Below are 12,794 nucleotides of genomic sequence, written 5' to 3' on the forward strand. Positions count from 1 at the left end.
AATTTATTCCTTAAATTCTTTTTTAAAAATCAAACTCTTAAAAGATGCACATCAACATGTGGACGTTTCCGTAATTTACGTCCTAATGCACGCCTTAAAGCTGTCCGTGCTGCATTTTGAAATGTTTGATCATCTTTTCTTAACTCATCAGGGATTTGATCCAAAGCTGCTGCAAACTGTTGCTGTATTTGCGAAGTTTCTGGAGCTTCCTCCTCTAACAATCCTGGAGCTGTAATTCTAGGATCGCCAATAACATATCCTTCGTCATCCACCGCAAAACTTGCAAGAACCGTGCCATTATAAAGCATACGACGGCGTTCTGCGAGAACCTTCCCAGTCATCGGAAGCAAGCGCCCAGCATCAAGTGCCATCCGGCCTGTTGGAACTGTATCCACAACCTCAATTTTTCCAGGACCTAAGCCTAAAACATCTCCATCTTCCAAAAGGAGAACTTCCGATCCCTGCGCATGTGCAATAGCGGCATGTGCATTCATATGACGCCACTCACCATGTGTTGGCACACTATATTTCGGACGCACAAGAGAATAAAGATGCCTTATATCCTCACTTGTTGCATGTCCTGAAGTATGAACAACAGCGTCACGATCCGTAATGACATTAATACCTCTTCGGCGGAATTGATCCTGAACAGCAGCAACTGCACGCTCGTTGCCCGGGATAATACGAGAGCTATAAATTACGGTATCATTTTCATGAAGACTGACAGAATTATGCGTTTCCGCTGCAACACGAGAAAGCGCAGCTCTTGCCTCACCTTGAGAGCCTGTAATCATCATAACGACTTTATTCAGGTCTGTTTTATCGGCATCATCTTCTGTTAAAAATGCTGGAATATCCTGAAGGTAGCCGCACTCTCTCGCTGCATTGTCCAAGTTTTTTAATGAACGGCCAACAATCATAACATCACGTCCAGCTGCCTCTGCCGCCTTTGCAATACTTTCAACACGTGCAACGTTACTCGCAAAACACGTAACAGCAACACGGCCTTCCAGATTCTTAATGGCTTCTATCAGCCCTTCTCTAACTTTAGATTCAGAGATTGAGCCCCCTTCTTTCAAAGCGTTTGTGCTATCGCCAATCATGGCAAGCACACCCTCATCCCCTAGCTTTTTAAAAGCTTCTAAATCCGTCACCGGCCCAACTAACGGATTGGGATCTAGTTTCCAATCTCCTGTATGTAAAACAATTCCTTGCGGTGTTCTTAGTACCAAGGCCTGAGCTTCAGGAATGGAATGGGTTACAGGAATAAATTGAAGATCAAAAGGACCCACTTTAAATTTGCTCGCAGGTGCAACGACATTAATTTCAACCTGAGACTGTAAATTAGCCTCACCGAGCTTACGGCGCAAAACAGTTGCTGCAAACGGTGTGGCATAAATAGGACATTTCAAAGATGGCCAAAGATGAACAATCGCCCCTAAATGATCTTCGTGAGCATGTGTTAAGACAATTGCTTCTAAAAGTTCAGACCTATCTGAAATGAAAGTCGGATCTGCTACCAATAACTCAGCTTCTGGCGTATCATTTCCTGAGAAACCGATACCACAATCGACAGCGAGCCAACTTTCCTTCCCCCCTGTTTTTAACCCGTAAAGGTTAAAATTCATTCCAATTTCCCCGGTTCCACCTAAAGGAAGGAATACCAGTCCCTCTGTACTGTCCTGCCCTTGCTTTACTTGTTTTTCCGTCATCAACAAACCTTTCCATTCCTACAATTTTTCTACAAATAATTCTTATGCCCTCTTCTCTTGGAAGAAGCGTGTCCTTAATCCCTGCGCATTGCCTTTTTTTTCGGCAAAAAGTCTTTTACAAATAAAATGATGTGATATTTCTACTCGCCAATATTCTTAAGCCATCGAGTGTCAAATCAGGAGCATGTGCATCAAAAATAACCTCAGAGCCAAATGTCCTGCCAAGTCCACCTGTTGAAATGACAAAAGGCACTATTTCTAATTCATCGCTTAAGCGAGTTAAAATCCCCTGAACCAAAGAAGCATAACCGTAAAAAAGTCCTGATTGCATCGCCCCAATAGTATCCACGCCCAGAACCTTTTCTGGTTTTTTTATTTCAACACGTGGCAACAGAGCCGCTGCATCTTCGAGTGCACGACTTGCAAGATTAACGCCCGGTGCAATCACACCACCTATATAATTCCCATCTACATCTATAACATCAAAGGTTGTTGCCGTTCCAAAATCAACAACAATAATAGGCTTCTTCTTTTTGCTCTCTGTGAAAAATTGAACAGCAGCAATTGCATTTAAGCGGCGATCCGCACCTAATGTTTCTGGATTCGGTAGTAAAACTTTATTTCCCCAGACCAAAGAAGGGTTCGCAACAAGAGGCTCCCCTGGAAAACGTTTTTTGATAAAGCGTAATAATTCTCTAAGCGCATCAGGAACAACAGAAGAAACAGCAATATTCTCTATTTCTGAGAAAGATACTCCCTCATTTAAAAACCAAATGGAAAGATATATTTCATACTCATCAGCCATTCTATGACTATCGGTGCTTAAGCGCCATCTCTTCGACCATTTTTCGCCATCATAAAGCGCAAAAACAGTGTTTGTATTTCCCATATCAATGGCAAGAATTTTTGAAGAGCGCATCAAATTTCTTTTTTCATTAACGCATTTCCGTTGTCACTAAACACTTCATTTTTCCATTCTGGTCTTCAATCATTAAATGACCTAAATCCGTAATGCCAACAAAACGCCCTTTTATAGCTGTTTCTCCTGCCCCTACCTCAAGAATCGTTCCTTTAGGACATGTTCTCAAAAGCCATTCTCTACGAATAGCTGGAAAACGCCCTATTTTCCAGCAGGAAAACCATTTTTTAGATTCTATTAAAATCTCTTTTGCAAGTTCTTCTGGGCGTATCACAGGCGATCCTGTTTCTTTTATCGACGTTAAAAGCCTTCCTGGTATATTCGGCGATTGCGCAATATTCAAACCAATCCCAACAATAATATTTGCAACCTCCCCCTCAAAAACGCTTTCTATCAGAATACCTGATATTTTACGTCCTTTCCACAAGAGATCATTCGGCCATTTTAAAGAAAGAAACGATGCCGCTTCCGGTAATAAAATTCTTTTTAGGACTTCATAAACAGAAATCCCTATCAGATAGGGCGCAGCTTGAATAAAAGACTGAAACTCTGAGAAAGAAAAATTTAAATTTTCAGAAGGAAAGTTAGACTTAAGCGTAAATGAAAAGGCTAAATTGCCCGATGGTGTATGCCATTTACGTTGATGTGTTCCCCGTCCCGCAGTCTGCGAATACGCAACAACGGCAAGAACACCTTCCGCTCCGCTAGAAATATAATCGAAACATCTATCCGAAGTGGATGGAATTGTATTATGGATCTCAAAGATCCATTCTTCATAAGTCATTTTTTTATATGGTGGGCGATGACGGGATCGAACCGCCGACCCTCTCGGTGTAAACGAGATGCTCTACCTCTAAGCTAATCGCCCGCTGATGACAATGCAAAATTTTTAATGTTTTGGCAAGGGGAAAATTTAAAAAATTTTCCATACCTTGCCGTTTTTTTCTGATTAAATCAGTTAACCGCTTCTTTTAACGATTTTCCTGGTTTAAAGCGCACAGAGTTAGAGGCTGGAATATCAATCTCTTCTTTTGTTTGAGGATTGCGTCCTTTGGTAGCCTTTCTGTGAACTCTCACAAAACTTCCAAAACCAACTAGACGAACCTCCCCCTGCGCCGCCAATGTTTCGGCGATTGTCTTAAACAGAGCATCAACAGCTTCTCCAGCTTTTGCCTTTGGAAGATCCACGGCATCAGCGACAGCTGCAATTAATTCCTGCTTATTAAGCGGTTTTTTCATTTTATTAGGCCTTTCAATGCTGTAATCCGGAAGTGACCAAAAAAGTGTCCGGACATTATGTGCCTTCTGGAAAAATAGAAAGAGCCATCAACTAAAGTCAACCATTCTTTTATTTCTCCACAAGACTTACTGAGATAGAGACTGAGAAAGCACACTTTTCTGCACTTTCTCTGTCGAAAAAGAAGACTCCAACAAAGTTAAAGAAGTTTGATCTCCGACAAGCGCCTCACGAAGCACTTCCTTTACATCTGTAATCGGAATAATTTCAAGAGTCTGAAGCACTTCTTGTGCCATATCCTTGAGATCTTTTTCATTTTCTTTGGGAATTAGAACCTTTTTGATACCGGCCCTTAAAGCTGCAAGAAGTTTTTCCTTTAAACCGCCAATCGCCAAAACACGTCCCTGAAGCGTAACCTCACCTGTCATGGCAATATCCTGACGAACCTGCAAGCCTGTAAAAATACTGGTTAAAGCAAGTACTAAAGCAATCCCTGCTGAGGGACCATCTTTTGGCACGGCTCCCTCTGGTAAATGTACATGAACATCTCTTTCCTCTAAAAGAAACTTCTGGATACCCATTTCCGGTGCATGTGACTTTACCCAAGAAAAAGCCGTTGCAAGACTTTCCTGCATCACATCACCTAGCTTCCCTGTGCTTTGAATTTTTCCTTTTCCTGCCATAAGAAGCGCTTCAATTGTTAGCAACTCACCGCCAACTTGCGTCCATGCAAGGCCATTGACGACGCCAATGCGATTTTCTTCAAAAGCCACAGAATGATGATAATGGGGAACGCCAAGATAATCAGAAAGGTTTTCAGGCGTCACCTCAACTGTTTCTTTTTTACCGGAAAGAACATGCGCCTTTACAATCTTACGTGCGATTTTTCCAAGCTCTCGCTCCAGAGAACGAACACCCGATTCACGTGTATAATGTCGAATAATCTCTAAAATCGTTGCTTCTGAAAGCAACCATTCTTTTTTCTGAAGATTATTTTCTTTGGTCTGCTTCTCAACAAGATGCTGACGCGCAATCTCTAACTTCTCTTTTTCAGAATAACCAGAAAGATGAATAATTTCCATCCGATCCAAGAGCGGCGCCGGCATTTCCAATGAATTTGCCGTTGCAATAAACATAACCTTGGAAAGATCATATCCGACTTCTAGATAATGATCTGAAAACGCATTATTTTGCTCAGGATCTAAAACCTCTAAAAGAGCTGAAGAAGGGTCTCCCCGCCAGTCGTTGCCCATTTTATCAATTTCATCTAAAAGCATCAACGGATTTGAGCTTTCTGCTTTTTTTAGTCCTTGAATAATTCTTCCGGGCATTGCGCCAATATAAGTGCGGCGATGCCCTCTTATTTCAGATTCATCTTTTACGCCCCCTAAAGAAATCCGTGACAAGCGCCGCCCCGTTGCCTCAGCAATTGAACGTGCCAAAGATGTCTTTCCAACGCCTGGCGGCCCTACCAAGCATAGGATAGGCCCTTTTAATTTCTTAGAACGGCTTTGCACGGCCAAATATTCAAGAATGCGATCTTTAACCTTCTCCAAAGCATAATGACGTTTGTCTAAAACTTTTTCTGCCTTTGCTAAGGAAGTCGACAAAGTGGAAAATTTATTCCAAGGCAGAGAAACAACACAATCCAAATAATTCCTAAGAATAGTATTCTCCGGAGACATCGGATTCATATTTCTAAGTTTTTTTAAGTCCTGAAGTGACTTTGTTTTAGCCTCCTCAGGCATTTTCATACGCTTGATTTTACGCTCTAATTCACCGAGCTCATCTTCATCGCTCTCAACATCTTCCAATTCTTTTTGGATGGCCTTCATCTGTTCGCTTAAAAAATACTCTTTCTGCGACTTCTCCATTTGCTTTTTTACACGCTCTTGGAGTCGATCATCCATCTTTAAAACTTCCAGCTCTGCCTCTAGATGAGCTGAAACCTTCTTTATGCGCACAGCAAGATCCAACTGCTCTAAAAGAGCTTGCTTGTCAGAAATTTTCAGACTTATATAGCCTGCGATCGTATCTGCCATCTGAGAGAAATTTTTAAGCTCAGAAACACTATTCAAAACCTCTGGCGCAATCTTTTTATTGAGCTGAGAGAATAACTCAAACTTTAAGGAAAGTGTTTTTCCTAAGGAGGAGAAGTCCTGATCCGATTTTTTTTCTGATAAAATTGTCGGACGCGCTGAAAAATATCCCTCTTTATCTGAAAGAGCTGTAAGACGCGCACGTGACTGCCCTTCCACTAAAATTTTTACGGTGCCATCTGGCAAAGTCAAAATCTGTAGAATCTTAGCAAGAACGCCAACCTTATACAGATCTTTCACTTTTGGATCATCTTGATCCTTATCTTTTTGTGCAACCAAAAGAATATGATGCTCATGACTTTCAAGAGCCCTCAAAGATCTTAAAGATTTTTCTCGTGCAACAAAGAGCGGAACAACCACACGGGGAAATACAACAATATTTCTCAGCGGCAAAACCGGCAGAACTGATTTTTCAGGTTTTCTTTTCAAGGAATCCTGAGGCTCATCAGAAAAATCATGTCCGGCAGCAAAGCCACCGGACACAGCATCATTTTTAAAATTTATCATACAGAACAAATCAATATTTTATTGCACACTGCTTTTTCCTAAAAGGAACTAGGCAGCTTCATTTGAAGAAATCTTTTCTGCCTGAATATATTGTGGAGAAGCAGATCCTTGAATAACGTCTTTTGTAATTTTAACTTCAGCGATGTCTCTTCGACTTGGCAAGTCAAACATCGTATCAAGCAAAACTTCCTCTAGAATAGAGCGTAAACCCCTTGCCCCTGTTTTTCTTTTAATGGCACGTTCTGCAATTTCGTCTAAAGCCTCAGAATTAAAAGTAAGCTTTGTATTCTCCATCTCAAAAAGACGTGCATATTGCTTCACCAAAGCATTTTTAGGCTCTGCCAAGATACGTACAAGCGCTTTTTTATCGAGATCATCTAACGTTGCAATGACAGGTAAGCGGCCAATAAATTCAGGAATTAAGCCATATTTCATCAAGTCTTCAGGCTCAAGATCTCTCAGAAGATCCCCTAACTTTTGCTCATCCGCAGATCGCACATCTGCACCAAAGCCCATAACCGTACCACGACCTCGCGCTTCAATAATTTTACTCAACCCCGCGAACGCCCCTCCGCAAATGAATAAAACATTCGTCGTATCAACTTGTACAAATTCTTGTTGAGGATGTTTTCTGCCGCCATTTTTAGGAACAGAGGCAACCGTCCCCTCCATCAATTTTAGAAGCGCTTGCTGAACGCCTTCTCCAGAAACATCACGGGTGATCGAAGGATTATCAGATTTGCGTGTAATCTTATCAATCTCATCAATATAGATAATTCCACGTTGCGCTTTTTCGACATCATAATCTGCCGCTTGCAACAACTTCAAGACAATAGTTTCGACATCCTCGCCAACATAACCAGCCTCAGTCAATGTGGTTGCATCCGCCATTGCAAAAGGAACGTTTAGAATTCTAGCGAGTGTTTGCGCTAAAAGTGTCTTACCTGATCCTGTTGGGCCCACCAGAAGAATATTAGATTTCGAAATTTCAACATCATCGTCTATCTGAAGAGATTCTAAACGTTTATAATGATTATAAACCGCAACAGAAAGCGCCTTCTTTGCATGATTTTGGTCAATCACATAATCATTTAAGATTTTAAATATTTCCTGTGGAACTGGAATTTCATCTGTGTCGGTCGCAATTTTCCCGTCTTTGCGTTCTTGACGGATAATATCCCCACACAATTCCACACATTCATTACAGATAAATACCGTAGGTCCTGCAATAAGTTTCTTAACCGCTGTCTGAGACTTTCCACAGAAAGAGCAATACAAAACCTTATCAGATGAAGATGATTTCTCGTTCATTCAAATTCTTTCGCCAACTTATCAATCTCTTCAAATAATCTTTGAAGAAAATTGTAACAGTAAATTTTATAAAAATTTACAAATTATTTCTCTTCCCCATCCTGTATGTGGCGCTTAACCACTTCATCTACAAGACCAAAGGACTTCGCTTCTTCTGCAGAAAGATAACGATCCCGCTCCAACGCCTCTTCAATTTCAGCAACAGAACGCCCTGTATGGAAGTGATAAATATCATTGAGACGGCGTCTAATTTCTAAAATTTCTTGCGCCTGAATCTCAATATCAGAAGCCTGCCCCTGAGCGCCGCCAGAAGGTTGATGCACCATAACACGAGAATTAGGGAGGCAGAAACGACGTCCCGCTTCACCTGCGGCAAGTAGCAAGGACCCCATAGAGGCAGCCTGCCCTATGCAAACGGTACTAACAGGCGCACGAATATACTGCATTGTATCATAAATTGCCAAGCCGGCGCTTACAACACCACCTGGGCTATTAATATAAAAAGAAATCTCTTTTTTAGGATTTACACTTTCTAGGTACAAAAGCTGCGCACACAAGACAGAGGCAACCTGATCGTAAACAGGCCCTGTCAGAAAAATAATACGCTCTTGTAATAGACGTGAATAAATATCAAACGCACGCTCTCCACGTGGCGTTTGCTCAACAACCATCGGTATTAAAGAACTTGCCGATATATCTTTTCCAAATTGTGAAGAAAACACCCTACACCTCCCCCGCTTTACTTAAAAACTTAACTTTTGGGAAATCTCTCTCCCAAAAGTTAAGAAAACAGTTCTTAATCCAACAAGCGGACAAAAGTTGGACTTAATTAACGTTTAAAATTACTCCGCTCTAATGCCAAATTGCTGGGTTTCACCTTCGCTAACCAGCTTTGCAAGCGCTTCCATCTCAATTTCATCTTCAGAAATTTCCACTTTCTCCAAAAGGAAGTCCATGACTTTTCCTTCAAGGATTGGGCCTTTCAAAGCATTCATAGAACCTTCATTGCCTAAGAAATACTGTAGAACTTTTTGTTCTTGCCCCGGAAAACGTGCGATCTCTGCTTGAAGTGCACCCATCAATTCCTCTTGGGAGACTTCCATCTTTTCTTTTTGAGCAATTTCAGAAAGCAATAGACCTAAGCTGACACGTCGCTTTGCAATGGCACGATATTCTGTCTTGAGAGTATCTTCATCTTTTAGTGCCTCAGAAGGATCAATGCGTCCAGCAGATCTCTCTTGCTGCAAATGGCTCCAAATTTGATTGAATTCAGATTCAACCATTTCATCTGAAATTTCGAAATCCACTTTACCAATAAGCGCATCAAGCATGTCACGCTTAAGAGAAAGATTAGAAAGCTCCTTAGCTTCTGCCTCTAGACGTGTACGAATATCTTCTTTGAGCTTATCTAGATTTTCAAAACCGGCAGCCTTAGCAAGCTCCTCACCGACAGGATAAGTCGTTGGCACCATGATTGCGAGAAGATCAATATCAAAAGTAACTTCTTTCCCTGCAAGCTCTTCTGCCTGATAATCTTTGGGGAAAGTAACATTAATAACTTTCTTCTCTCCGGCAGACATACCGACCATTTGTTCAGCAAACCCTGGGATAAAACCTGCACCGCCGAGTTCAACATCAACGCCTTTACCTGCTCCGCCCTCAAAAGGGGTACCATCCTTTTTGCCTAAGAAATCGACACGAACAATATCCCCCTCTTCTGAAGGGCGTTTTTCTTCAAGTTCTTTTGGGAAACGAGATTGCTCAGAAACTTCTTTAAGTGCTTTCTCAACAGAATCATCAGAAATTTTACTGACATGACGTGTTAATTTAATGTCTGAAACATCTGGAATTTTAATTTCAGGCAAAACACTGACTTCAATCTCAAAAGAAAGTTCTTTCGAAGCGTCTGCTTCCTCACCTTCTCCGGCGAAAGGAAAAGAAATTAACTTCACTTTTGGCTGTCCTGCAGGACGGAAATCATTCTCTTTAAGAATTTCTTCCCACGCTTTTTGAATTAAAGCATCAACAGCCTCATGCTGTGCAGACTGACCAAAACGTTGCTTAACAATAGAAAGAGGAACCTTACCTGGACGAAACCCTGGAAGCTTTAGGTCCGCGCCATATTTCTGAAGAGATTCTTTAACTCTAACTTCACAATCTTCATTTGAAATAGTAACCGTAAATTTCTCAATCAGATTCTCTTTTTCAGCTACAGGTGTAATTTTCATATCCAATAAAATTCCTTCTGGACCCTTTTAAAATTTATCACGGAAACATAGCAGAGCGTAATAATTCCCGCTAGCCATAGATAAGATGAAAGAAATAAATTAAAAGCCATCACAGCACAAAAAGATCAAAAGACATAAAAATCTTTTGATTTTCCAAAGAAAATATTTTTTTCTTGAAGAGAATGGTGCGGATGGAGGGACTTGAACCCCCACAGCTTGCGCCACCAGAACCTAAATCTGGCGTGTCTACCAATTTCACCACATCCGCTGATGTGTACTGAAGTACTGAACAAGGCAATCAATAGCCTTCCCTAAAAAAAAAGACAAGCCCTTATTTTTCAAAAAGATATTTTTTTTGAAAAAATAGTTTCAGCCTTATTCGAACAGTTCTAAATAAACTTTTCTTTAGAGTCTTCATTTTATCTTCTAAACAGAGTATATCTTTCAAAGAACTAAAATAAAATCTGTTATATTTGCAGGTTTATTATAAATCTGTAAGCAATATTTAAGAAAGATATTATTGATATGATCACAGGAATGCTGTGGAGCACGGTTTTAGCTATCCATCTCCTTTGTATGGCCTATTGGGTTGGCGGGGGGCTGTCTGTCTGGCGCTCTGATCTCGTTACAGATCGTTCTTTATTAGGTGTTCATAATCTTTCCTTAAGATTTCAACTTTATTCACGTTATTACCGAACATTATGGCATGTCATGCCACTTTCTGCGATTTCTGGCGTTGCTTTATTATGCAATATGGGGGCTACCCCTTCGCCGATTTATCACATAATGATGCTGTGCTGGGTATTGATGACAGGCCTCTTTCTTTGGGCTTATTTCTCTCCTTTGAGAGAATTAAAACGTGCGCTTCGTATGCAGCCAAAATCTCTTGTACGCATTCGTAATATCACACTTCTGATGGCTTTTATTGGGATTGTCGCGACATGCGCCGGTGCCTTTAGAGAGTTAATTTAAAATTTGGAGCATTTGTACAATTTCTCAATTTATAGCCTGGGCTATGTAGAGTAATTTTTGTTTCAATCTAGGACATTACCTTTACACATTATGACTAATTTTCACGCTCTTAAGCTAAAATCTGAGCTCCTTAAAGCCCTTGATGATTTAGGGCATACTATCCCTACCCCTATTCAATCTATTACAATTCCACATTTTTTAGATGGAAGAGATGTTTTAGGAATTGCACAAACAGGAACAGGTAAGACAGCAGCTTTTGTTTTGCCTATGTTGCATCAGCTTGCTTCTGGTCGTGCACGTGCACGCATGCCACGCGCGCTTATCCTAGAGCCAACACGTGAATTAGCCCTTCAAGTTTCAAAAAATCTTACAGAATACGGCAAATATCTTCCCCTTTCCCATGCACTCCTTATCGGTGGCGAGTCTATGGGGGTTCAAAAAGAAAAGCTCTCTAAAGGTGTTGATATCGTTGTCGCCACACCTGGCCGTTTACTTGACCTTTTTGAGCGTGGCGCTCTTTTACTTACGCAAACAAAGATTTTGATTGTGGATGAAGCAGACCGTATGCTTGATATGGGCTTTATTCCCGATATTGAAAAAATTGTTCGATTTTTACCAAAAAATCGTCAGACCATTTTCTTATCGGCAACAATGACATCAGATATCCGGAAACTCGCAGGTAACTTCTTGAACAATCCGGAAGAGATTACAGTTTCACGTCCCTCCTCTAAGGCAAAAACGATTGAGGAAACAGCCTATCTTCTATCTAATAAAAGCGCCAAGACACGTTTTCTGCGGCAGCTTTTAGAGACGGATAAGCCTGTCAGCGCCCTCGTCTTTTGTAATCAAAAAAAAGAAGTCAAAAATCTGGAAAGACTTTTGCAAAAACATGGCTTCTCTCTTGGCGCTTTACATGGAGATTTATCACAGGATCTACGTTTTAAAACGCTTGAACAATTTAGAAATGGTGATATTCCGCTTCTCATTTGCTCAGATGTCGCTGCCCGTGGCATTGATGTTGATGAGTTGTCTCATGTTTACAATTACGATCTTCCCCGTAACCCTGAAGATTATGTTCACCGTATTGGTCGGACAGGAAGGGCAGGAAGAAAAGGATGGGCAAAAAGCCTTCTTTGTGAACAAGATATGCCTCTCTTAGAAGAGATTAATAAACTTACAGAAAAAGAAATTAAGCTTATTAAGCATTCTTCTGACACTTCAAAAGAAGAATCCAAGTCCCCTTCTGAAAAAGAAACAATCCCTGAAAAGATTACTGAAAAACCTTCTGTCGTAGAGAAAAAAACAGCTCGTAAAAATACTTCAAAACCATCCAAAAAAGAAGTGTTACCTTCTACCCTTGCGGATGAAGAAATAACACCTTCTTTCTTACGTGCCGAACAGACTTTTAAGTCCTTTAGCACAGATGACGATACTTTACCGGCTTTTCTAAGAATCTCTGCGCTCTAAGCAGAGAAACTCTTACCACATCCGCAACGACCCTTTTCATTTGGATTTTCAAAAACAAATCCAGATTCCAACAAGCCTTTACGGTAATCCATTACAGTTCCTGCAACATATAAAAATGCGGCAGGATCAACTAAAAACTTAACACCATTACTCGAAAATTCCTCATCCCCCTCGAGGGGAGCCTCAACGAAATCTAATTGATAAGAATGTCCGGAACATCCTTTTGAATTCACGGAAAGGCGAAGAATACGCCCCTTCTCTTCATTCTTATAAAGATATGCAAGTCTTGCCGCAGCAGATTCTGTTAAATTAAAAAGGTTTTTTTCTGACATTTGATTTCCA

Annotated in this window: 11 protein-coding genes and 2 tRNA genes; 2 read left to right on the forward strand and 11 right to left on the reverse strand. The window is 40.8% G+C overall.

All coding sequences use genetic code 11. The annotated features are described in order from the left end of the window. Nucleotides 1-29: 29 nt before the first annotated feature. From FAI41_00505 to FAI41_00550, 10 genes are all read right to left on the reverse strand, one after another. Nucleotides 30-1,712, reverse strand: coding sequence for a ribonuclease J (locus tag FAI41_00505; GenBank protein QCE32191.1), 1,683 nt, complete (start codon nucleotides 1,710-1,712; stop codon nucleotides 30-32). A gap of 115 nt (nucleotides 1,713-1,827) precedes the next feature. Further along, nucleotides 1,828-2,631, reverse strand: coding sequence for a type III pantothenate kinase (locus FAI41_00510; protein QCE32192.1), 804 nt, complete (start codon nucleotides 2,629-2,631; stop codon nucleotides 1,828-1,830). Nucleotides 2,632-2,647: 16 nt separating this feature from the next. After that, on the reverse strand, nucleotides 2,648-3,415 hold the full coding sequence (locus FAI41_00515) for a biotin--[acetyl-CoA-carboxylase] ligase (protein QCE32193.1): 768 nt from the start codon (nucleotides 3,413-3,415) through the stop codon (nucleotides 2,648-2,650). A 9-nt stretch (nucleotides 3,416-3,424) separates the two neighbouring features. Beyond that, nucleotides 3,425-3,499 (reverse strand) — tRNA-Val (locus FAI41_00520). 86 nt (nucleotides 3,500-3,585) lie between these two features. Beyond that, nucleotides 3,586-3,870: an HU family DNA-binding protein gene (locus FAI41_00525; GenBank protein QCE32194.1), complete on the reverse strand. Its 285-nt coding sequence runs from the start codon at nucleotides 3,868-3,870 to the stop codon at nucleotides 3,586-3,588. Nucleotides 3,871-3,996: 126 nt separating this feature from the next. Then, nucleotides 3,997-6,474: an endopeptidase La gene (locus tag FAI41_00530; GenBank protein QCE32195.1), complete on the reverse strand. Its 2,478-nt coding sequence runs from the start codon at nucleotides 6,472-6,474 to the stop codon at nucleotides 3,997-3,999. Between the two features lie 48 nt (nucleotides 6,475-6,522). After that, entirely contained in the window at nucleotides 6,523-7,785 is a 1,263-nt protein-coding gene (gene clpX, locus FAI41_00535) for an ATP-dependent Clp protease ATP-binding subunit ClpX (protein QCE32196.1), read from the reverse strand. A gap of 83 nt (nucleotides 7,786-7,868) precedes the next feature. Beyond that, nucleotides 7,869-8,480 carry an ATP-dependent Clp protease proteolytic subunit gene (locus FAI41_00540; GenBank protein ID QCE33741.1) on the reverse strand — a complete coding sequence of 204 codons (612 nt, stop codon included), beginning with the start codon at nucleotides 8,478-8,480 and terminating at the stop codon, nucleotides 7,869-7,871. Between the two features lie 147 nt (nucleotides 8,481-8,627). Beyond that, nucleotides 8,628-10,013, reverse strand: coding sequence for a trigger factor (locus tag FAI41_00545; protein ID QCE32197.1), 1,386 nt, complete (start codon nucleotides 10,011-10,013; stop codon nucleotides 8,628-8,630). Between the two features lie 183 nt (nucleotides 10,014-10,196). Further along, nucleotides 10,197-10,281 (reverse strand) — tRNA-Leu (locus tag FAI41_00550). 257 nt (nucleotides 10,282-10,538) lie between these two features. On the opposite strand from FAI41_00550, the gene FAI41_00555 reads away from it, so the two are divergent. Both FAI41_00555 and FAI41_00560 read left to right on the forward strand, forming a co-directional pair. After that, nucleotides 10,539-10,985 (forward strand): hypothetical protein, encoded by a 447-nt coding sequence (locus tag FAI41_00555; GenBank protein QCE32198.1) that lies wholly within the window; start codon nucleotides 10,539-10,541, stop codon nucleotides 10,983-10,985. Nucleotides 10,986-11,075: 90 nt separating this feature from the next. Further along, nucleotides 11,076-12,452, forward strand: a complete 1,377-nt coding sequence (locus FAI41_00560) for a DEAD/DEAH box helicase (GenBank protein ID QCE32199.1) — start codon at nucleotides 11,076-11,078, stop codon at nucleotides 12,450-12,452. Here the strand turns inward: FAI41_00560 and FAI41_00565 are convergent. Next, complete coding sequence (locus FAI41_00565) at nucleotides 12,449-12,784, reverse strand: iron-sulfur cluster assembly accessory protein (GenBank protein ID QCE32200.1); 336 nt, start codon at nucleotides 12,782-12,784, stop codon at nucleotides 12,449-12,451. The two genes, FAI41_00560 and FAI41_00565, sit on opposite strands and share 4 nt — an antisense overlap. Nucleotides 12,785-12,794: the final 10 nt, after the last annotated feature.

This window comes from Acetobacteraceae bacterium, assembly GCA_004843165.1.
Lineage (GTDB): Bacteria > Pseudomonadota > Alphaproteobacteria > Acetobacterales > Acetobacteraceae.

Bases quoted from the DNA above. Each gene is read 5' to 3' on its own strand.
- FAI41_00505 (QCE32191.1), bottom strand. From the start codon at position 1,712: ATGACGGAAAAACAAGTAAAGCAAGGGCAGGACAGTACAGAGGGACTG.
- FAI41_00510 (QCE32192.1), bottom strand. From the start codon at position 2,631: ATGCGCTCTTCAAAAATTCTTGCCATTGATATGGGAAATACAAACACT.
- FAI41_00515 (QCE32193.1), bottom strand. From the start codon at position 3,415: ATGACTTATGAAGAATGGATCTTTGAGATCCATAATACAATTCCATCC.
- FAI41_00525 (QCE32194.1), bottom strand. From the start codon at position 3,870: ATGAAAAAACCGCTTAATAAGCAGGAATTAATTGCAGCTGTCGCTGAT.
- FAI41_00530 (QCE32195.1), bottom strand. From the start codon at position 6,474: ATGATAAATTTTAAAAATGATGCTGTGTCCGGTGGCTTTGCTGCCGGA.
- clpX (QCE32196.1), bottom strand. From the start codon at position 7,785: ATGAACGAGAAATCATCTTCATCTGATAAGGTTTTGTATTGCTCTTTC.
- FAI41_00545 (QCE32197.1), bottom strand. From the start codon at position 10,013: ATGAAAATTACACCTGTAGCTGAAAAAGAGAATCTGATTGAGAAATTT.
- FAI41_00555 (QCE32198.1), top strand. From the start codon at position 10,539: ATGATCACAGGAATGCTGTGGAGCACGGTTTTAGCTATCCATCTCCTT.
- FAI41_00560 (QCE32199.1), top strand. From the start codon at position 11,076: ATGACTAATTTTCACGCTCTTAAGCTAAAATCTGAGCTCCTTAAAGCC.
- FAI41_00565 (QCE32200.1), bottom strand. From the start codon at position 12,784: ATGTCAGAAAAAAACCTTTTTAATTTAACAGAATCTGCTGCGGCAAGA.